Here is a 19,971-nt window from a genome sequence, read left to right as displayed (position 1 = left end):
GCGGGAGGATGCTACACCCGTTAGGCGCTGTCACTCCACCCTGAGTTCGGCGGCAGGCTTGCGTCCGAGCGCACGCCAGGCACCCGCCAGACCCAGCAGGGTCGTCAGGATGATCGCACCGAGGATGACCACCGCAAGCCGGGCGGGCAGGATGGTGAACTCGCCCTGCATGACGAAGGTGATCACCCCCCATCCGGCGGCGGACCCGGCAATGGCGGCAACGATCGCGGTGATGCTGCCCAGCACGGCGAACTCGGCGGCATTGATCCGCAGGATCTGGCCACGGGTCGCACCGATGACCTTCAGCACCACGGATTCCCGCACCCGACGCCTGTGTCCCGCCGCGATGGCCCCTGCCAGCACCAGCATCCCCGCGAACAGGGTCACGCCGGAGGCCGCGCGGATGGCCGTCGCGACCTGGCCCAGGATCTGGTCGAACAGGGTCATGGCCTCCTTCACCCGGATGGCGCTGACGTTGGCGAACCGGTCGGTCACGGCGCGGTAGAGCTGCTGTTCGGCCGCCCCCTCCGCATGGGCGGTGGCCAGATGGGTATGCGGCGCGCCGGCCAGGGTCGCGGGATCGAAGATGAACAGGTAGTTGATCGCGAAGGTGCCCCAGTCGATGTCGCGCAGGCTGGCGATGCGGGCGGTGATGTCCCGGCCCAGCACATTGATCGTGATGGTGTCACCGATCCCCACACCCAGCCCGACAGCGGCTTCCTTCTCGAAGCTGATCAGCGGTTCGCCGCGATAGTCGGCGGGCCACCATTCACCTTCCACGATCGGACTGTTCTCCGGCGGGTTGGCGGCGTAGGTCAGGCCACGGTCGCCGCGCAGCACCCAGGCCTCGCCGGGGTCGACCTTGCTCTCGTCCGGCACCGCACCGTTCAGGCGCGTGATGCGGCCCCGCAGGGTCGGCACCGTCTGCACGTTGCTGACACCGTCGATACCTTTGGCGATGGCCAGGAACGGATCAAGCTGATGCGGCTGGATGTCGATGAAGAAGAAGGCCGGGGCTTCCTCCGCCACCCGGCGATCGACCTGGCCCTTCACATTGCCCTCGATCAGGGCCACGGCGGCCAGCAGCGTGACCCCCAGACCGAGCGAGATCATCACCGAGACCGTGGGCGCACCCGGTCGGTGCAGGTTGGCCAGCGCCATGCGGAAGGTCGAACTGCGCGGACCCTTCACCCGCGCGGCGGCACGCATGACCCCCTGTGCCGCAAGCCACAGCACGGCGAAGCAACCCGCGGCCCCCAGCACGAAATATGCCGCGAACACCGGCTGGTCCGAACTGGCGAGGGTCAGCCCGGCAAGGCCCGCCAGCGACAGCACGGTGCCGATGATGAAACTGCGCGGCGGGCGTTCGCCGCCATCGCCCAGCATGGCCCGGAACAGGCTTGCGGCACTGGTCCGGCGGGCAGAACCCAGCGGCCAGAGCGCGAAGGTCAGGATGATGAGAATGCCGTAGAGCGTGGCCAGCAGCAGGGGCATCACGAACAGGTTCGCCTCCGGCGCCACGGGCAGCACCTGCGCCAGCAGGCTGCCGACGATGAAGGGCACCAGACCACCGACAATCAGACCGGCGACAATGCCGACCGTGCCAAGCACCAGGATCTGGATCATGAAGATGCGCGTGATGTCACCGCCGGTCGCCCCGAGGCACTTCAGGATGGCGATGGAGCGCCGCTTGGTATCCAGATGCGCCTTGACTGCATTGCCGACCCCGACCCCGCCAACCAGCAGGGCGGTCAGTCCGACAAGGATCAGAAACACGCGCAGCCGTTCGATGAAACTCTCGACGCCCGGGGCGCCACGACGGCTGTCACGCACCCTCCAGCCCTCATCGGGGAAGCGGTCCTGCAATGTCGAAACGAAATCGGCCAGATCCGCACCGGGGGGCAGCTTCAGCCGATAGTGGCGGAAGATCATGCTGCCCGGCTGGATCAGATCGGTGGCCGGCAGGGCATCCGCGGAGATCATCAGACGCGGGCCCAGCAGGACAGCCCCGCTGGATGCCCGATCCGGTTCATCGGCAATGATCCCGCGCAGCTCCACCTCCGCGTCACCCACGCGCAGGATCTCGCCGATGCGCACGTCCAGCCGGTCGGCGAGTTCCGGTGCGGCAACGACACCGTAGCGGCCATTGGCCAGACCCAGGGCCACGGTCGGATCGCCGCCACCTTCCAGCCTGAACTGGCCGTAGAGGGGATAGAGATCGTCCACCGCCTTGAGTTCCGAGAGGGTACGCGCGTCCGAAGAGGTGGCGCGCACGATGGTGCGCATCGTCAGGCTCTGCGATACCGCCTCACTGTTGGCGGCAAGCCAGTCCTGAGCGGGCTGCGACGGCTCCCGATGGATCAGGCGCAGGTCGACGTCGGCGCCCAGGATCTGCTGCCCGTTCGCCTGCAGCCCGGACAGGATCGATGACGTGAGCGAGCCGACACCGGCAATGGCGGCAACGCCAAGGCCCAGCGAGAACAGGAAGATCCGGAAACCGGCCACGCCACCGCGCAGGTCACGCAGCGCCATGCGCCAGGCTGTCTGGAGATTGTGCATGGGTATCAGGCCGCCGCCGTGGCGTGGCTGTTCAGTGTGTCATCGGCGATCAGCCCGTCCCGGATGCGCACGATGCGGTCGCAGCGCGTGGCCAGATCCTCGTCATGTGTCACCAGCAGCAGGGTGGTCCCCCGTTCCCGCTGCGCCTCGAACAGCAGTTCGGTGATCTTCTCGCCGGTCTCGCCATCCAGATTTCCGGTTGGTTCATCGGCCAGGATCAGCGCCGGATCAGCCGCCAGCGCGCGCGCCAGGGCAACGCGCTGCTGCTCGCCGCCGGACATCTGGCTCGGATAATGACCGGCGCGGTCCTGCAGACCGACCGCGGCGAGTTCCCTTTCCGCGCGGGTGAAGGGATCGGCTTTCCCGGCCAGTTCCAGGGGCGCTGCGACATTTTCCAGTGCCGTCATGGTCGGCAACAGGTGGAATGACTGGAACACGATCCCTACATGGTGGCGACGGAACAGGGCCAGCCCATCCTCGTCCAGCCGGGTCAGGTCACTATTCGCGACCGTCAGCTTGCCGCTGGTCACACCCTCAAGCCCGCCGACCGCGGCGAGCAGGGTGGACTTGCCGGATCCGGAGGGGCCAAGCACTGCCACGGAGGTACCGGCGGCCACGTCGAGGCTGATGCCCTTGAGTATCTTGACCGCGCCTGCAGCGCCGTCGAGAGTGATGTGAACGTCTTCCAGACGAATGAGGCTGTCGCCCATGTCAGTGTTTTCTCCTCGGCTTCAGACCCTGCGGTTCGCGCATCCCGCCGCGTGCGCACCCTCCCCCCGATATGGCCGCGCCTGCCGGGGGATCAACGGACTGTTGCTTTTCGTCACAATGGTCATGTTTGTGTCCATTGTTTGTCCGCAAGCGGTGAATGCTTCGTCAATGCGGGTGGTGATGTTCGGTGATTCGATCACCGCCGGGTACGGCCTGCCGCCCTCCGCCGCGCTGCCGCGCCTGCTGGGGGAGAAACTGCAGGCCGATGGGCTGGATGTGGTGGTGGAGAATGCGGGCGTATCCGGCGACACGACGGCAGGTGGCCTGTCACGGCTGGACTGGGCCGTGCAGGGCCAGCCCGATCTGGTGATCGTGGCTCTGGGTGGCAACGACGGCCTGCGCGGCATTGATCCGGCGGAGACCCGACGCAACCTGGTGGCGATCATCGAGAACCTGACATCGAAAGACATTCCGGTCCTGGTCGCGGGCATGCTGGCCCCGCCGAACCTCGGGAATGAATATGCCGCGAAGTTCAATCCGCTGTTCGCCGAGGTCGCGGCGGACGCTGAGGTGGCCTTCTATCCCTTCCTGCTGGACGGTGTGGCGGCTGAGCCATCGCTGAACCAGTCGGATGGCATCCACCCCAATGCGGAGGGTGCCGCCATCATCGCCGCGCGCATGTCCGGCCCGGTTGCCGAACTGCTGCGTCCCTGACCCCTGGCGCAAGCTGCCGCCTGAGTCCGCGTTTCATGTCCGGAGAGAGTCGAATGTCTGTCACCATCTATCACAACCCCCGTTGCTCCAAGTCCCGCGAGACGCTGAAACTGCTGGAGGACAAGGGCGTCACGCCGACGGTGATCGAATATCTGAAGACCCCGCCCACCGCCGCCGAACTCAGCGACATCCTGGGAAAGCTGGGTATTGCGCCCCGCGACCTGATGCGTCGGAAGGAAGCGGAATACAAGGCCGGCGGCCTGGATGAACCCGGCCTCTCGGACGGCGAACTGATTGCGGCAATGATCGCGACGCCGAAGCTGATCGAACGGCCCATCGTGCTGGCCAATGGCAAGGCCGCGCTTGGCCGCCCGCCGGAGTCGGTTCTCGCCATCCTCTGAATGTCACAATCCTTGTCCAGGGTGTCACCATGCGCCTGTTCATTGCACTTGATCTGCCCGCGCGCTTCCGCGACCGCCTGACGATGGTACAGGGCGGTCTGCCCGGGGCGCGCTGGGTTGCGCCGGAGAGCCTGCATCTGACCCTGCGCTTTGTCGGCGACGCCTCGCGCGACATGGCCGAGGATCTGGTGGCCGCCCTGTCACGGGTCCGCGCCGACGCCTTTGACCTGACACTGGCGGGCATGGGCATCTTCGGGGACCGCCGCCGCGCCCGCATGCTGTGGGTGGGGGCGGAACCGTCGGCGCCACTGCGCCATCTGCAGGCAAAGATCGAGCAGGCGGCACAGTCCGCCGGGCTGGGGGCGGAACATCGCAAGTTTCATCCCCACGTCACCATTGCCCGGCTGAAGGACGCGCCGAAGGGGCGGCTGGAAGGCTTTGTTGCCGACCATGGCGGACTGTATCTGCCGCCTTTCACCGTCGATGGTTTCACCCTGTTCCGCAGCCATCTCGGGTCGGAGGGTGCGCGTTACGAACCGCTGGTGGAGTTCGAACTGGACCCGGTTCAGGAACCCGTCGCCACCATGCCGTAGCGACGGAGCTGCTGGCCGTTGCGGCTCAGCCAGCGATCCCCCTGACGCGGATCTTCCAGCAATGTCGCCAGCAGCGCGTGAAATCGCGGGCCATGGTTCATTTCCCGCAGATGCGCGACCTCATGCGCGGCGACATGGTCCAGCACATGATCCGGGGCCAGGATCAGCCGCCAGTTGAATGACAGCACCCCCCGACCCGAACAGCTGCCCCAGCGGCTTGACTGATCGGCCACCCGGACCCGGCTGATGGTTTCACCGATCCTGTCCGCATGGACCAGGGACCGCTGTTTCAGCCGTTCCCGCGCCCGCACCTTCAGCCAGTCGGTGACCCGCCGGTTGCAATGTGTTTCATCGCCGCCCACCAGCAGGCAATCCGCCTTCAGGCGCGTGTTGCCGCGGCCGTCCGGTGTCCGCACGATCAGCAGTTCCCGATCCCCGAACGGGATGCGCGTGCCGGGCAGGAACGGGATGGGATCAGGCCGTTCCGCCCGCCGGTCGCGGATCCAGTCGAGATTTTCCTGCACGAAAGCCAGCCCTGTCCGCTCCGGCACCCCCTTCGGCAGGGTCAGCACCGGAAACCCCTCCCGCCGGTCGAGCCGCAGCCGCAGACGTCGCGCACGCGGGTTGCGGATGATCTTCAGGTCTGCGGGCAGGTCGTCCATGCGGTCGGGGTGATCGTTTCGCCAGTGTTCAGGATCTGATTCGGATCATTCCATCATGCGCGAAAGCACCCGGATTCGGCTATCCAGTTCGCCGTGATCGACATAGAAGCCCCGGAAATGGCGATCCCCGGTCGACGGATCGAAACCGGTGCGGCCATGCAGTACCCGGCGATTGTCGAAGATCACCATCTCACCGGGCTGAAGGTGGCAGGTCACCAGCCGGTCAGGGTCGGCCAGCAACTGTTTCAGGCAACGCATCCCCGCATACCACCGGTGCGCCAGCTCCGGCTCCAGGTCGATGACATCCATGATGTGGCTGTTGATCGACAGGCGGGAGGGAAATCCCATCGGATCCAGGTCAAAGACACTGCGGCGGCTGCGAATGTCCGCCTCCCCGTCATGGAACCGGAACGGTACCTGGGTGTGCAGCAGCACATCGAACGCATCCGGGTATTGGCTGCGCAGGTCCCGCAACAGGTTCAGCCCGTCGACATAGACCGAATCGCCGCCCACGGCCCCGTTGACCAGGCAGTGCAGGAACTGGATTCCCGGCTGAAGCTCCTGATTCGGCAGGTCGGTATGCAACGGCAATGGCCCGGCGGTATAGGCGAGATTGTTCGGGTTCGGCTTCGACCTGACATCGAAGGTCAGCCCGAAATTCGTCGGGCGCAGGAACCCGACCCGCTGCGCCAGCCGCACGCCGCTGTCCGGGTCGTCGGCAAGACCGGTGACGATGGTCAGGCCACGGCGTTTCAGATCCCGCAACTGAACCAGCAGCCCGGCATCGGTGTCGAATGCTGACGCGGGCACATACGTCGGCGCGAAGCCTTCCGGCCAGGGTTCGGGCGCAATCATGGCCGGGTCGTTCCGGACCTGGCCCGGCTGATATGCCCGCAGCCAGTCCAGTTGCAGCCGTCGCGGCTCCGCCACATCCGGCCACTGCAGCAGCAGGTCCGTGCCTTCAATGGCCGCCGTTGCCGGGCGGGTGTCGTCGGCGACACTCAGCAGTTCGAACATGCGCTCCTGCGTGTCGGGGTGCAGTTCGGCCGGGTCATTGTCACGCAGCCAGATATAGGGGAAACGGCTGCTTGCGCCATCGGGCCACTGCAGCACGAGATCACGCTGTTCCAGCGCGACATTGATTGTGTTCATGAGACGATTCCGGGACTTGGGACAGGACGGGCACGCCGCGCGATGCGGGCGCGATGATCAGTTCGCGAATGCGGTCGGCTGCCCCGGCGGCCACCACTGTTCCTGTTTCACGCGCTGGATGCAGGCACGTCGTGCGCCGCCCCGTCCGCAGCCCGGCATGATCACATTTGCGTTCCAGCATTTCATGGTCGAACATGTTCCCGCTGTGTCTGTGACAATGATGCCCTGTTTTCGTCGCTTCGGGGTGGGTTTTCTTCATGGTCGAGCATTGCTACAAACGGCGCCAGACGGGTCGCGATCACGACCAGACCGCCTTGGGAGCATGTGATGCGTCGAATTCTTGTAATTTTCTGGAGTCTCATACTGATGTCGGCAGCAAATGCGGCAGATGCCCGCGATCTGGAGAACACGCTCTACATCGAGCTCGAGCACGGTCGCGTCGTGGTCGAGTTGATGCCCGATGTGGCCCCCGCACATGTGGCGCGCATCAAGGAACTGGCCCGCGAGGGATATTACGACGGCATCATCTTCCACCGTGTCATTCCGGGCTTCATGGCCCAGACGGGTGACCCGACCGGCACCGGCACAAGCGGCAGCGGCAAGAAGCTGCGGGCCGAATTCTCCAACGTGCCGTTCGACCGGGGTGTGATCGGCATGGCCCGGACGTCGGATCCGAATTCCGCTGACAGCCAGTTCTTCATCACCTTCCAGCGGGCCTACCACCTCAATGGCCAGTACACGGTCTGGGGCAAGGTCGTCGATGGCATGGACTATGTCGACGCGATCGCGCCGGGTGAGCCGCCGCGCTATCCCGACAAGATGATCAGCGTGAAGGTCGCCGCGGACGTCGACGGCTGATGCACCGGCGCGGGGCCGCAGGATCATGAACTACTATCTTGCGGCCACCGCGCTGCGCGCCTTCTCCGCCACCGGTCCGACCAAGGCCCTCTACCGCTGGCTTGGCAACCGCAAGGGCGAACGCAAGCTGTCGGAAGAACGGGCTGGCTGGGTGCTGGAGCGGCTGGCCGAGGCTCCCATGACCGACCCCGCGCGGTTCCTGGAGCTTGGCACCGGCTGGATGCACGCCTACAGCCTCTATCCCGCGCTGATCTATGATGCGGAAGTCCATTGTTTCGACGTCTGGGACAACCGGTCCTACGACGCCTTCCGCAACGCCCTGCCACAGGTCCGCAATGGCCTTGCCGCGATGGACCTCGATCCGGCACGGCGGGAGAAAGCACTGGAGCGTCTGGGCAGGGTGGAGGCGGCATCGGACTTCGCGTCTGCCTATGCGCCGCTGGACCTGCACTACGCCATCGATCACAACGGTGCGCTGCCCTATCCGGACGCGCATTTCGACATGCTCTATTCCGTCGACGTGCTGGAGCATGTGGTGGCCAGCGGTTTCGATTCAAACGCCGCTGACTGGTTCCGCGTGACCAAGCCCGGCGGGCGTCTGGTGGCACAGGTCGGGCTGGACGACCATCTGGCCCACTACGACCCCAGCCGCTCCAAGAAACATTACCTGCGGCACTCGGACAGCCTGTTCCGCAACTGGCTGGAAAACGACGTGCAGTACATCAATCGTCTTCCGGCGGAGCAGATCATCGCCAAACTGGAGACGGCCGGTTTCCGCATCCTGGACGCCGAACGCTTCCGCATCGACAGCCGCCCGCCGGTGCATCCCGACTATGCCGGGCAGAGCGATGACGACATCCTCACCTGGCGCCTGCACCTGACCGCCGAACGCCCGGCGTGAGGCGCGGGGGAACGGCCATCAGGCTGTCCCGGAAATCAGATCCAGCCACTCCTGCTCCGTCAGCGTCCTGATACCCAGTTCGGCGGCCTTCTTCGCCTTTGATCCGGCACCGGGTCCGGCGACCAGGATGTCGGTCTTCTTCGAGACACTGCCGGAGACGCGGGCGCCGAGGGATTCGGCGCGGGCCTTGGCCTCGTCACGGGTCATTGTTTCCAGTGATCCGGTGAAGACCACCACCTTGCCTGCGACGGGGCTGTCCTGCGCCGGGGCCTCGAAGGGTTCGACCTCCAACAACGCGCTCCGCAGGTCATCCAGAACGGTGCGGTTGTGTTCCTCCGCCATGAACTCCAGCAGTTCACGCACCACGGTCGGGCCGATGCCGTCAATGCCTTCCAGGTCGGCATGGGCCTCGCCCTCCGGATCCGCCATCGCCGCCTTCAGGGCTTCCAGCAGGGCGTCCAGCGTCAGGTAGCTCGCGGCCAGGGTGCGCGCAGTGGTCTGGCCGACATGGCGGATGCCAAGGGCGAACAGGAACCGGTCGAGCGGGATCCTGCGGCGTTCCTCGATCGCCGCGAACAGCTTCTTCACCGAGGTTTCGCCGAAGCCGTCGCGCTCCTCCAGCTTCAGGTCGCCGTTGCGGGCCTCCAGCGTGAAGATCTCGGCAGGCGTCGTGATCTCGCCGGCGGCGAAGAACATCTCGATCTGCTTCGCGCCCAGCCCCTCGATATCGAAGGCATTGCGGGACACGAAGTGCTTCAGCCGCTCCATCGCCTGGGCGGTGCAGATCAGCCCGCCGCTGCAGCGGCGCACCACGTCCAGTTCGCCGGAGGCGCGCACGTCCCGCACCGCATGGCTGCCGCAGACGGGGCAGGTCTCGGGGAACGCATAAGGCTCTGTCCCCGCCGGCCTCCGGTCCGCCACCACACCGACGATCTGCGGGATCACGTCCCCGGCGCGCTGCAGGGTCACCGTATCGCCGATGCGCACGTCCTTGCGGCGGATCTCGTCCTCGTTGTGCAGGGTGGCATTGGAGACCACGACGCCGCCGACCGTCACCGGCTCCAGCCGCGCCACGGGGGTCAGGGCGCCGGTGCGCCCGACCTGGATGTCGATGCCGCGCAGGATGGTGCTGGCCTGTTCCGCGGGGAACTTGTGGGCGATGGCAAAACGCGGGCTGCGGCTGACGTAGCCGAGCCTGTCCTGCCAGTCGAGCCGGTCGACCTTGTAGACCACCCCGTCGATGTCATGGTCCAGCGCCCCGCGACGGGTTTCCACGTCACGGTAGAAGGCCATGATCTCGTCCAGGCGGGTGCAGGTCCGGGTCAGCGGATTGACTGTGAAACCCCAGGCTTCCAGCACCTTCAGCACACCGGACTGGGTGGAGGCAGGCAGCGACTCCACCTCCCCCCAGGAATAGGCAAAGAAGTTCAGCCGACGCCGAGCGGTGATCGCCGGATCAAGCTGGCGGAGCGACCCGGACGCCGCATTGCGCGGATTGGCGTAGGCGGGCTTTCCCGCCTCCAGCTGGCTGTCGTTCAGGGCCTGGAACGCGGGCTTGGACATGTAGACCTCCCCACGCACCTCGAACACCGCAGGCGCATCGCCCTTCAGGGTCTCGGGAATATCGTCCAGCGTCAGCAGGTTGCGGGTGATGTCCTCCCCCTCCTGCCCGTCGCCACGGGTGGCCCCCTGCACCAGCCTGCCGTTCTCGTAGCGCAGGCTGGCGGACAGGCCGTCGATCTTCGGCTCCGCGCAGATCGCGAGTTCCGTCTCGTCATCCAGACTGAGGAAGCGGCGGATACGTTTCAGGAACTCGGCCACGTCCTCCTCGGAGAAGGCATTGCCGAGCGACAGCATGGGCCGGGCGTGGCGCACCTTGGCGAACCCGGCGGCAGGTGCGGCACCAACCCGCTGGCTGGGACTGTCCGGGGTCAGCAGTTCCGGATGCTCCGCCTCCAGCGCCTGCAGTTCCCGGAACTCGGCGTCGTAGGCCGCATCGGTCATCAGCGGCTTGCTGGCCGTGTAATAGGCCTTGTTTGCAGCGTTGATCCGCGCTGCCAGCGTGCGGTGACGCGCACGGGCCTGTTCCGTGTCCACCTCGCTCATCCGTTTCTCTCTCCCAGCAGGCGATCCGCGGCGGCCCGTGCCTCCACTGTCACCTCCGCGCCGGACAGCATCCGCGCGATCTCCTCCCGGCGGGCATCCCCGCGCAATGGATCGACCCGGGTGCGGGCGGTCTCGTCGATGCTCTTGGCGATCAACCATTGCCGGTCGGCGCGGGCCGCGACCTGCGGTGAATGGGTGACGACCAGCACCTGAAAGGTTTCCGCCAGCCGCGCCAGCCGTTCGCCGACCGCGTCCGCCGTGGCCCCGCCGACACCGCGATCCACCTCGTCGAAGATCATGGTCGGCGCGTCGCCGGTGGCCGCCAGCACGACTTTCAGCGCCAGCATGAAACGCGAGAGCTCGCCCCCCGACGCGATCTTCGCGATCGGTCCGGGACGGGCGCCGGGGTTCGTGGCCACCATGAAGGAGACCCGGTCCATTCCCTCCGGCCCCCAGTGCCCCTCCGGCTGGGGTGTCACCTCCGTGATGAAGCGTGCCCCGCCCATGCGCAGCGGCTCCAGTTCCGCCTCCACGGCCCTGTTCAGCGCGGTGGCCGCCGTCTGGCGTCTGGCACTCAGGGCCTCCGCCGCCGCCTGCCAGGCCTTGGCCAGCGCCGCTGTTTCCGTTTCCAGCGCCTGCAGGTCGCGGTCACCGCGTTCCAGGGAGGCGAGTTCGTCCATCCTGGCCTGCAGCAGGGCCGGCAGGGCATCCGGATCGATCTGATACTTGCGCCCTGCGGCGCGCAGTGCGAACAGGCGCTCCTCCACCGCATCGACATCCGCCGGGTCAGCGTCCAGATCGGCACTGACGGACATGATGGCATTGACGGCCTCATCCAGTTCGACACCGGCACGGGCCAGGGCCTCCATCGCCGGGCCAAGCCGCTCCCCTGCCTGTTCCCGCACGCGGTCCAGGGCGCGCTCCGCCGTGCGCAGCTTGGCCGCCACGCCGCCGTCCTTCTCCAGCGCCGCCGTCGCGTCGCTGACCGCTTCCGCGATCTTCTCCACCTGCATCATGAAACCACGCCGTTCGGCAAGCTGGTCGGCTTCGCCCTCCATCGGCGCGAGTTCAGTCAGTTCCTCGACCGTGTGGCGCAGCAGGTCCTCTTCTGCCCGTGCCTGCTCCAGCGCCGCTTTCGCCTCCGCCAGCCGGGCCGCACTCTGCTGCCAGCTATCCCACTGACGACGCAGTGCCGCAACCTCCGCCTCATGTCCGGCAAAGGCGTCCAGGATCGGGCGATGACTGGCCGCGTCCAGCAGACCGACCTCCGCCGCCTGGCCATGAATCTCGACAAGCCGCGCCCCGATGGCGGCGAGCAGGCTGATGCTGACGGGATGATCGTTGATCCAGGCCCGGCTGCGCCCGTCCGCACCGACCGAGCGCCGCAGGAAAAGCTCCTCCCCTTCCGCATCGGGCAGATCGTTCTCCGACAGGAAGGCGCGGACGGGATGATCGGCGGGCAGTTCGAAGATGGCCGTTACGCCGCCCCGCTCCGCCCCGGTCCGCACCAGGCGTCCCTCTGACCGCGCGCCCAGGGCGAGGCCGAGCGAATCAAGCAGGATCGACTTGCCCGCACCCGTTTCACCGGTCAGCGCACACAGCCCCGGCGCGAGGCTGAGGTCCAGTCGGTCGAAGACAACGATGTCGCGTATCGCGAGCGATCTCAGCATGGTGTGACCGTCAGAAGACGGCGTTCCAGATGCTGGATATCCATGATTCGTCGTCGGCTTCCGGCGCGAGTTGCTGGCCTGACAGAAGCGCGTAGGAATCGCGGTACCAGACACTGTTGGGGAAGTTGTGGCCCAGAACCGCGGCCGTTGCCTGCGCCTCGTCCGTGACGCCCAGCAGAAGATAGGACTCGGTGAGGCGATGCAGTGCCTCCGGCGTGTGACTGGTGGTCTGGTAGTCGCGGACGACATTGCGGAACCGGTTGATGGCGGCGACATAGTGCTGCCGCTGCAGGTAGTAGCGCCCGATCTCCATTTCCTTGCCTGCCAGATGGTCCTGCGTCAGGGCCAGCTTGGCCTGCGCATCCTGGGCATAGGCCGAGGTCGGGAACCGTCGGATCACTTCCTCAAGCGATTCGAGCGCCTTCACGGTACGGCCCTGGTCCCGCCCGACATCCGTGATCTGTTCGTAGTGGCTGACGGCGATCATGTAGTGGGCATAGGCCGAATCCGCGCTGCCCGGATGCAGCCGGATGAACCGGTCGGCGGCACCGATGGCAAGGTCATAGTCGTTGGTCATGTAGTAGGAAAAGACCGCCATCAACTGCGCCTTGGTGGCCCAGACCGAATAGGGGTACTGCCGCTCCACCAGATCGAACGTCAGCGCAGCTTCCTGGTAGTCCCCGGCGGTGACCTCATCCAGGCCCTGATTGTAGATGACCTCCACCGGGGTGTCTTCGGGCGCCTCCGCAACAGGCTTCTTGTCGCCGGAGTCGTCGGAGCACGCCGCAGCAAGCACCATCACCATGCCCAACAGCATGATGCGCCCAGCAGAAAACCAGTCCTGAACCGCGTGTTTCATGAAATCTATGTCTCACGCGGTCCTGTCGAAATCAAGCTATGCGCGAAGACCGGCACGGCTTTTGATGCACATGAAGGAGATTTCGTGAAAGCGGTGCCGGTTGGTCCGGCGATTCGCAATTCGTGTCACAATGCAGGACTGAGGTCACAGAATGCACCAACTTCGCCATATCGACCGCCACGTCGGGGAACGCATCCGCAGCCGCCGGGCAGAACTGGGCATGACGCAGCATGACCTCGCCAGCCTGCTGGGGATTTCCTATCAGCAGGTCCAGAAATACGAGACCGGTGCGAACCGCGTCAGCGCAGGCCGGCTCTACGAGGTGGCGCGGCAGCTCGGCTCGCCCGTCGGTTTCTTCTTCGAAGGACTGGAAGGCGAGACCGCCCGTTCGGTCTCCGACCTGGCACATGGCGGCACCAACCGCACCACCATCGACCTGGCGCGCAATTTCGGGCGGCTGGACAATGCCTCGATCCGTGGCGCGATCTCCACGCTGGTCCGCGCACTGGCCGACGAACATGCGGATGATGGGGAGCCGGTCAATGGCGGCGGGCCGAATAGCGACCAGGTTCGCAGTCTGGCCCAGCCGGCCGAATAGTCAGCCGCAACACACCAACCGCCAAGTGAGGTAGCCGATGCAGTTGCATCAATCCGACAGCGATAAGGATGTGTGACCAGGAACCCGCCGGCAGGCTTCTCAGCCCGCCTCATGACTCCACACAGACAGAGAGGCTTGACCATCGACACGCATACTCCGCGGCAGGTCGATCGTGAAGATTGATCCATTCTTGCGCCGACGAAAGCTCAGTTCGCCGTCCGCTTGCCTTATGAACTTGCGCGCAACGGTGAGCCCAAGACCAGTCCCGCCGTGGTTATGCTTTGTGGAAACGAATGGCTCAAATATTCGCCTCTCCAACCCTTGTTGAACCCCACCTGCGTTGTCCCAAATTTCTATCCGCACATGATCACCATGCGGCGCGCAACATATCAGAACGACTGGATACGAAGGCGGGTGACGGTCCAATTGATCCAGAGCGTTGTCAACCAAATTGGAAAGTACTTCACTCAATATAATACTGTTGAAGTCGATCAAACATTCTTCCCGACAGCACCTAACGATCATTCTTACACCCTGCAGATTGCGGTGCCGATATCCATTTTGCCAATTTTCCATTATGATACGAACGTCTATTTGTTCAATATCCCGCAGTTGGCCGGATGAAAGACTCTGAAGCGCGCCAATAATCTTGCGACAACGATCAATTTGTGACTCAATTTTTTTGAGCCTCACTGACGGCGCGTCCAAATTACTCAAGCTCGCTCGCAGATTCGATGTCAGGAGACCAATATTATTTATGGGCTGGCTTATCTCATGAGCCAAACTGCCCGCCAATTCACCCATAGAGAGCAATGATTCTCTCTTCTGGTGATTCATGCGCTCGATTTCATATGTCGTGACATCAATTATCATGCAAATATATCGAAATTTTCCATAGGTCGGTTCAGAAATTTTTATCATGAAGAATTCGTCTGGTCGGGCCTCGGATGATCGAGTGATCCTCAATGTTCCGATCCAGCTCTTTTGCCTTTGGACGCTGTCACTGATTAGGGCCGGATCAACATCGAATTCATCTCCTGAGTCGATCTGGACACCCATGATATGCGGCCCCTCGAGCTCGGTGTAAGTCAAAGACCTGACGAGAGATCCTTCTATATCGTCGATAAACACTACTTTTACTGGTGTATTGTATATAAAACCCGAAATAAGCTCACCAATTTGACTATTTGACATTTTTTTCAGGTACTTCTCCGGCTCTGCACTGATCTCTTTCAGGATACCCTGATGAATAGAGTGAAAAACACTGAATAGAAGAATCAAAATCGATAGCCCGGATACAATAAAAACGCCCGCAAACGTCATTCCTATACTTCTCTGTTCATCTCTCAATCTCGCCTCCTGAACAGCAGAATATGAGGAAAACTGGCGACACAATCTGAGAAAATTTTCAAATGCTATGCGTCGATTGTCGATATCAGCACCGTTTGACCGGTCAATATAATAGGTATTATTATATCTCAATTCTATTTTACTCAGACTTTCCGAAATTTTGCGAATGAATTCTTCTGCTCTTGGAAATTTGCTGAACTTCTTTCGGATCAGCCCCTTGCTGGAAGCATCGAGGCGTGATCTGATCGACTGGAAATAAAATGACACCTCGCGCTCTTGTTCCGGTGTTGCTCGACTCCGGGTTCTCTGGCTCAGGTCCGCAATTTTCAGGGCATCATACTCGATTTGTGTTGCATGCCAGACTGCGCTCTCCTCGTTCGCAGAAAAAAACCCCCTTACTTCATAGATATAGAACAATATATTTACACTAATAATTCCAAAAATCACAAAAATAGACAGGTTTATGACAATTTTGCATTTCGCATAGGCATTCAAGATGAGCAAATAATAGCTTTTCACGGAGATATCTCTTTCATCTGATATGGATAGAATTCACATGCCAGACCGCAAGAGAGGTGAAAATATCCTCTCTGAGAGACCCGTTCTGAGACCAGGGAAAGATGACAACAATTGGGCCTTTGTTATGTACGGAAATGGGAGCATCATTCATGAGCCATACCAACATGGCACCTGCGTTCACGAATGTTCTGATGTCTGAATCCACTGCATAGCCATTCATCGCGCTTATGGATATTTCCGAGAATTCGCCACCTTCATATTGATCCAAAAAATTTTGAATAAGAATGCCGGTATATTTGGCAATATCATCATGCCAGGGAGTATTTGTACTGATAGATTCGACATATTTTTCATCTATATCATCAATATATAACATATATTTCTCTTGATTTTGAATTTGTAGAGAAAATTCTAATCTATTATCAGCCTTTAATGAATTATTTTCGATAAAAATAGTAAATATCGCAAATATAACGAACGTAATCAGCGTGAATTTTCTGTTACTACCAATATTTTTACACACATTACTGAATATTGCATGCATCATGATACACCTCCCATTAATCTGACCGTCAATTCCGTTCCCAGTTTGGTAAGCTGGACAATCTGTCGACGGGAATCTGCCGGATCCGGCCGACGCTCTATGAGCCCAGCATCGCAAAGATCGTTGACTTTCCGCAGACCGGTAGTCAGTGACATGTTTGTTACATAGGCAGCGCTGCCGACGCTCAGTCCGAAGAAATGACCCGATATCTCGTCCTCATGAAGGGCCGCCAGGATGCGGAAGTGCGCATCACTGGCGCATTTTGGAGGAAGCACATCGTCAAGACGACTTGGTGTGCCGGGGATTCTCTCGTATTTTCTTTGGTACACTCCGTCTTGAGCCAGGTTGTTTGAGTTTTCCTCGAGTCTCCTGGACAATTTTTCGACACCGAGTGCTACAGCATCCAGCAAGTCATTTGTATCAATCGGCTTGGAGAGATAGTCCACACCACCGAACCGTAGTGCTTTTCTGACATCGCTATATTCATTTTTTGAAGAAACAATGATTGTCTCAGTCATCCTTTTATGATCATCAAATTTTTCAATAAAGGAAAGAACACCCCACCCGGAAATATTTGGCATATTTATGTCAAGAACAAGTATTATTGGAGCAGATTCCTGCGCATACCAAGCCATGAATGCCGATGGATCAGTGAATGGCAATGCGTCATATCCCGATTCCGCCAGAAGATCGCAAATTTCGCTCGTGGCTAACTCCTCATCGTCCAGTACTATTACGTGGAAATTATCGCTACTAGACATTTCCGCTCTCAAGACAACACTGTTTGCCAAAAGTCGCGCTACAAGCTACAAAATTGACCGAATATGGCTTTATGTCTTGCATGAAATGACCCATTTTGAGGCGCTATTGGTACGTATTGTTGTCATTTGCGATTGTCCATACAGTTTTAAAGCTTCATATTCAATATGGTGGGGGAAGAGAGACTTAATTTTCATTTTTTCAAATTCAGCTGCTAAATATCGGTTCAAATCATTAACCTGGGGTTAAAAGGCCATTCTCCTGACGTATCGCTTGCCAACCCAAGCCTGACTCACCCCATATCTGGCACGACGCATCAGGCACCGCATGCATCGATTGCGGCGCCGATCCACTGGTAGGGAGCCCTGATGTACCACAATCTCTCTCCGTGTGACAGTCACGAAACCTGAGTCTGGATCGCAGCTCGCTCCGGCTAACGTTCACGATCTCTAGATCTTCGTTCAGAAGTCTCCGGAAAGTGGCTCGGGACATCGGCATGGCCATTTCCCTGATGTCGTATGGAAGCCGATAGTCCAGCGAAGCGAGCGAAGATTCGAAGAGGTCAGAAAGTGCATCCCATTCCATCCGGGATGTGATTTGGTTAGTTTCCCTGGGCCAGACCACATCAACGAGCAACTTTGCGACTGTCACCCGCTGATGTCTCTTCCAGGAAAGGACAGTCGCCTGTGGGAGCCGCGATTTTCTGAGCGTTTTTCGCATCTTATGAAGGACAGATACCTGCATGATCGCGAGCCACTTAGCGGAACTGAAGCACTATGCGTACACACGTTCGTCAGGCATCATTTGCATGCCGCAAACACCTCGTTCCGCACGAGCGATGAGATTGCGCATGTCACTCAGCGTCGCGGGTTTCTGCATGTATTCCTCGAACAGGATTCCCGAATCCGGAACATCAGATTTCGAAAGGGCCGTCCATGCGACAGCCTGCGTGTTGCGATTGGGGAACCCGTTGTTCCGGACCCTTCGCATGACGTCGGAACCTGACAAGCCAGGCATCGAGATGTCCATCAGTATCAGGTCGTACTTCTTCGCAGCCAGAAGACTGAGGCCTTCATACCCATCAGATGCTTCGTCGATCTCGTGGCCCAGACGGGTTACCACGGCCCTCGCGAGAGCCCTGTTGATCTCGTTGTCGTCAACTACCAACACCCGCATCTGAGTAACTCCTCATTAAATGCCTGAACCGACTGCATGTCAGTGCACCACCGAGGGGGTCGCGGGAGAAAGCTCAACTGGAACCATGAACTGGCATTTTGCGCCGGGAATGCTGGCGCAATGGTTGGAAATGGTTGGAAATCTCCAACGGCCGCCGGGCCGAGGCCACACATGGCAGGTGATCCGGATTGCGCCCGCTCCTCTACGTGGGCCTATAGTCCTGTGATCGATCCCGTCGAGCATCATTTGGCAATGCTGGAATATCGGCTTCGGAGGCTACTGCCGAGAACCCGCAGCGCCCTGTGCGACGCCACCGCAAACACTTTCGGCAACTTCAATGCGAAGGGATGTGCTGGTCAACGCGAGCTTCCCGGACACTGCCGGGACTGACAACCTGATGAGAACCGACATCTAGTCAGGACGATCCATGGAGAAGGTCTCTTCGACGACCGGGTAGTCCACCTGGCCCTGGCGGGGCAGCGCCGCGTTCTGACGGCAGCAGCGTCAGACCAGCCTGCTCCAAAGCACTGACAGTCCGACCGACTTGCGCCGAGGAAGCGCTCATCTGAACCTTCCGTTCCGCCGGGACCATGTCGACCACAAGCGCGCCGGTATCGCGCAAGGTCGTCGTCGTATCCTTGCTATCGCCTTCCGAATGCGGCCCATTGCAGCCGAACGGCGCGGTCCACGGAAAACCCGTGATCGCGTTGAAGTAACCGAAGGGTCCGAGGTTCATGGCAACAGATCGTTCAACGACGACGCGGAAAGGCCCTGAGCACGCTCGGCTCGAGGGGCTCGACCTGGCCCGCTACTTCGCGTTCGTCGGCATGGTGATCGTCAATTTCAAGATCGCCATGGGCGCCGGAGGGGACGACGGCATCCTGAACACTCTGACCTCCGCACTGGAAGGGCGCGCCGCCGCCACCTTTGTGGTCCTGGCCGGGATCGGGCTTGGGCTGGCTGGTGGCAGGGGTCTGGACCAGACCATTGCCGTCACGCTCAAACGGGCCCTGTTTCTGCTGGTCATCGGCCTGCTCAACATGACGATCTTTGACGCCGACATACTGCACTATTACGCCATCTATTTCCTGTTCGGAGTGCTCCTGCTTTCGCTGGGCACCCGGGCACTCTTGGGGATCATCGGCGGACTGAACATCGCCTTCGTGATCATGATCCTCGCACTGGACTACGATGCGGGATGGAACTGGGATACATACACCTATTCCGATTTCTGGACCCCGACCGGATTTGTCCGCAACCTGTTCTTCAATGGCTGGCACCCGGTCATTCCATGGCTCGGGTTCCTGGTGTTCGGTATCGTCCTCAGTCGAACTTCACTGGCGAACAGGGCCACGCAGATGAAACTGATCATCTCCGGCGCAATCGCACTTGGCCTTGCCGAAGGCACCAGCGCCTTGCTCGCCAACCAACTTGCACCTGTCAGCCTGGAGCTTGGCGCACTCGTCACGACCGATCCGGTTCCCCCGATGCCGCTCTATACGCTGGCGGGCCTTGGCGCTGCGAGCCTGGTCGTCGGGGTTTGCCTCCTGCTCTCGAACCGGCTGAGAGCGATCGGTGTTGTGCGCCTGTTGGTGCCTGCCGGGCGCCAAACCCTCACGCTCTATCTCGCGCACGTGTTGATCGGGATGGGAATGCTCGAAGCGCTCGGGTTGCTTGGCGGACAGACGGTTGGTCAGGCAGTAGGCGCTGCGGCCCTGTTCTGCATCTTCGCGACTCTCTATTCGCTGATCTGGACACGGTGGTTCAAGCGAGGACCAATAGAGGCATTCATGCGAAAGGTTGTCGGCTAGCAAGCCCTCCGGCGCGCAGCTGCTGCCT

General features: G+C 61.3%; 18 protein-coding genes. 7 read left to right on the top strand and 11 right to left on the bottom strand.

Annotated elements, in window-relative coordinates; all coding sequences use genetic code 11:
* Window positions 1–30: 30 nt before the first annotated feature.
* A complete protein-coding gene (locus tag QGV55_RS19410) occupies window positions 31–2,559 on the bottom strand; it encodes an FtsX-like permease family protein (protein ID WP_281018983.1) in 2,529 nt (842 codons plus the stop codon).
* 5 nt (window positions 2,560–2,564) lie between these two features.
* Window positions 2,565–3,269, bottom strand: coding sequence for an ATP-binding cassette domain-containing protein (locus tag QGV55_RS19405; protein WP_281018984.1), 705 nt, complete (start codon window positions 3,267–3,269; stop codon window positions 2,565–2,567).
* A 169-nt stretch (window positions 3,270–3,438) separates the two neighbouring features.
* Here QGV55_RS19405 and QGV55_RS19400 point away from each other — a divergent pair, with 169 nt between their 5' ends.
* From QGV55_RS19400 to thpR, 3 genes are read left to right on the top strand one after another with little or no spacing between them, the layout of a single operon-like run.
* A complete protein-coding gene (locus tag QGV55_RS19400) occupies window positions 3,439–3,984 on the top strand; it encodes an arylesterase (RefSeq protein ID WP_281018985.1) in 546 nt (181 codons plus the stop codon).
* A 53-nt stretch (window positions 3,985–4,037) separates the two neighbouring features.
* Complete coding sequence (arsC, locus tag QGV55_RS19395) at window positions 4,038–4,385, top strand: arsenate reductase (glutaredoxin) (protein ID WP_281018986.1); 348 nt, start codon at window positions 4,038–4,040, stop codon at window positions 4,383–4,385.
* A gap of 29 nt (window positions 4,386–4,414) precedes the next feature.
* A complete protein-coding gene (thpR, locus tag QGV55_RS19390) occupies window positions 4,415–4,978 on the top strand; it encodes an RNA 2',3'-cyclic phosphodiesterase (protein WP_281018987.1) in 564 nt (187 codons plus the stop codon).
* Here thpR and QGV55_RS19385 read toward each other — a convergent pair.
* Window positions 4,951–5,640, bottom strand: coding sequence for a SprT family zinc-dependent metalloprotease (locus tag QGV55_RS19385; protein ID WP_281018988.1), 690 nt, complete (start codon window positions 5,638–5,640; stop codon window positions 4,951–4,953). The genes thpR and QGV55_RS19385 overlap by 28 nt on opposite strands.
* Window positions 5,641–5,685: 45 nt before the next feature.
* On the bottom strand, window positions 5,686–6,792 hold the full coding sequence (locus QGV55_RS19380) for a TauD/TfdA family dioxygenase (RefSeq protein WP_281018989.1): 1,107 nt from the start codon (window positions 6,790–6,792) through the stop codon (window positions 5,686–5,688).
* Window positions 6,793–7,158: 366 nt separating this feature from the next.
* Here QGV55_RS19380 and QGV55_RS19375 point away from each other — a divergent pair, with 366 nt between their 5' ends.
* Both QGV55_RS19375 and QGV55_RS19370 read left to right on the top strand, forming a co-directional pair.
* Window positions 7,159–7,650: a peptidylprolyl isomerase gene (locus QGV55_RS19375; RefSeq protein WP_281018990.1), complete on the top strand. Its 492-nt coding sequence runs from the start codon at window positions 7,159–7,161 to the stop codon at window positions 7,648–7,650.
* Between the two features lie 25 nt (window positions 7,651–7,675).
* A complete protein-coding gene (locus tag QGV55_RS19370; protein WP_281018991.1) occupies window positions 7,676–8,551 on the top strand; it encodes a methyltransferase domain-containing protein in 876 nt (291 codons plus the stop codon).
* Window positions 8,552–8,569: 18 nt separating this feature from the next.
* On the opposite strand, the gene ligA is transcribed toward QGV55_RS19370, so the two are convergent.
* From ligA to QGV55_RS19355, 3 genes are read right to left on the bottom strand one after another with little or no spacing between them, the layout of a single operon-like run.
* Window positions 8,570–10,657: an NAD-dependent DNA ligase LigA gene (gene ligA / locus QGV55_RS19365; protein ID WP_281018992.1), complete on the bottom strand. Its 2,088-nt coding sequence runs from the start codon at window positions 10,655–10,657 to the stop codon at window positions 8,570–8,572.
* Window positions 10,654–12,327: a DNA repair protein RecN gene (recN, locus tag QGV55_RS19360; protein WP_281018993.1), complete on the bottom strand. Its 1,674-nt coding sequence runs from the start codon at window positions 12,325–12,327 to the stop codon at window positions 10,654–10,656. Before recN ends, ligA begins: the two co-directional genes overlap by 4 nt.
* Window positions 12,328–12,337: 10 nt before the next feature.
* Complete coding sequence (locus QGV55_RS19355; RefSeq protein ID WP_281018994.1) at window positions 12,338–13,186, bottom strand: outer membrane protein assembly factor BamD; 849 nt, start codon at window positions 13,184–13,186, stop codon at window positions 12,338–12,340.
* Window positions 13,187–13,337: 151 nt separating this feature from the next.
* Between QGV55_RS19355 and QGV55_RS19350 the strand changes: the two genes are divergently transcribed.
* The gene (locus QGV55_RS19350) at window positions 13,338–13,784 is read left to right on the top strand and encodes a helix-turn-helix transcriptional regulator (protein ID WP_281018995.1); all 447 of its coding nucleotides are present in this window, start codon (window positions 13,338–13,340) and stop codon (window positions 13,782–13,784) included.
* A gap of 99 nt (window positions 13,785–13,883) precedes the next feature.
* Here the strand turns inward: QGV55_RS19350 and QGV55_RS19345 are convergent, their stop codons facing one another.
* From QGV55_RS19345 to QGV55_RS19330, 4 genes are all read right to left on the bottom strand, one after another.
* Entirely contained in the window at window positions 13,884–15,653 is a 1,770-nt protein-coding gene (locus tag QGV55_RS19345; protein WP_281018996.1) for a HAMP domain-containing sensor histidine kinase, read from the bottom strand.
* Window positions 15,654–15,666: 13 nt separating this feature from the next.
* Complete coding sequence (locus QGV55_RS19340; RefSeq protein ID WP_281018997.1) at window positions 15,667–16,200, bottom strand: hypothetical protein; 534 nt, start codon at window positions 16,198–16,200, stop codon at window positions 15,667–15,669.
* Window positions 16,197–16,958, bottom strand: coding sequence for a response regulator (locus tag QGV55_RS19335; RefSeq protein WP_281018998.1), 762 nt, complete (start codon window positions 16,956–16,958; stop codon window positions 16,197–16,199). The genes QGV55_RS19340 and QGV55_RS19335 overlap by 4 nt, the downstream gene beginning before the upstream one ends.
* 772 nt (window positions 16,959–17,730) lie before the next feature.
* Window positions 17,731–18,132, bottom strand: coding sequence for a response regulator (locus QGV55_RS19330; RefSeq protein ID WP_281018999.1), 402 nt, complete (start codon window positions 18,130–18,132; stop codon window positions 17,731–17,733).
* A 734-nt stretch (window positions 18,133–18,866) separates the two neighbouring features.
* Here QGV55_RS19330 and QGV55_RS19325 point away from each other — a divergent pair.
* Window positions 18,867–19,943, top strand: coding sequence for a heparan-alpha-glucosaminide N-acetyltransferase domain-containing protein (locus QGV55_RS19325; protein WP_281019000.1), 1,077 nt, complete (start codon window positions 18,867–18,869; stop codon window positions 19,941–19,943).
* The last annotated feature ends 28 nt before the right edge of the window (window positions 19,944–19,971 follow it).

Source organism: Minwuia sp. IMCC3009 (assembly GCF_029909415.1).
Taxonomy (GTDB): Bacteria; Pseudomonadota; Alphaproteobacteria; order Minwuiales; family Minwuiaceae; genus Minwuia.
Note: the sequence above shows the minus strand (reverse complement) of the source record. Positions and strands in the feature narration are given on the sequence as shown.

Coding starts and splice junctions, on each gene's coding strand:
- QGV55_RS19410 (WP_281018983.1), bottom strand. CDS start 2,559: ATGCACAATCTCCAGACAGCCTGGCGCATGGCGCTGCGTGACCTGCGC.
- QGV55_RS19405 (WP_281018984.1), bottom strand. CDS start 3,269: ATGGGCGACAGCCTCATTCGTCTGGAAGACGTTCACATCACTCTCGAC.
- QGV55_RS19400 (WP_281018985.1), top strand. CDS start 3,439: ATGCGGGTGGTGATGTTCGGTGATTCGATCACCGCCGGGTACGGCCTG.
- arsC (WP_281018986.1), top strand. CDS start 4,038: ATGTCTGTCACCATCTATCACAACCCCCGTTGCTCCAAGTCCCGCGAG.
- thpR (WP_281018987.1), top strand. CDS start 4,415: ATGCGCCTGTTCATTGCACTTGATCTGCCCGCGCGCTTCCGCGACCGC.
- QGV55_RS19385 (WP_281018988.1), bottom strand. CDS start 5,640: ATGGACGACCTGCCCGCAGACCTGAAGATCATCCGCAACCCGCGTGCG.
- QGV55_RS19380 (WP_281018989.1), bottom strand. CDS start 6,792: ATGAACACAATCAATGTCGCGCTGGAACAGCGTGATCTCGTGCTGCAG.
- QGV55_RS19375 (WP_281018990.1), top strand. CDS start 7,159: ATGTCGGCAGCAAATGCGGCAGATGCCCGCGATCTGGAGAACACGCTC.
- QGV55_RS19370 (WP_281018991.1), top strand. CDS start 7,676: ATGAACTACTATCTTGCGGCCACCGCGCTGCGCGCCTTCTCCGCCACC.
- ligA (WP_281018992.1), bottom strand. CDS start 10,657: ATGAGCGAGGTGGACACGGAACAGGCCCGTGCGCGTCACCGCACGCTG.
- recN (WP_281018993.1), bottom strand. CDS start 12,327: ATGCTGAGATCGCTCGCGATACGCGACATCGTTGTCTTCGACCGACTG.
- QGV55_RS19355 (WP_281018994.1), bottom strand. CDS start 13,186: ATGAAACACGCGGTTCAGGACTGGTTTTCTGCTGGGCGCATCATGCTG.
- QGV55_RS19350 (WP_281018995.1), top strand. CDS start 13,338: ATGCACCAACTTCGCCATATCGACCGCCACGTCGGGGAACGCATCCGC.
- QGV55_RS19340 (WP_281018997.1), bottom strand. CDS start 16,200: ATGATGCATGCAATATTCAGTAATGTGTGTAAAAATATTGGTAGTAAC.
- QGV55_RS19335 (WP_281018998.1), bottom strand. CDS start 16,958: ATGTCTAGTAGCGATAATTTCCACGTAATAGTACTGGACGATGAGGAG.
- QGV55_RS19330 (WP_281018999.1), bottom strand. CDS start 18,132: ATGCGGGTGTTGGTAGTTGACGACAACGAGATCAACAGGGCTCTCGCG.
- QGV55_RS19325 (WP_281019000.1), top strand. CDS start 18,867: ATGGCAACAGATCGTTCAACGACGACGCGGAAAGGCCCTGAGCACGCT.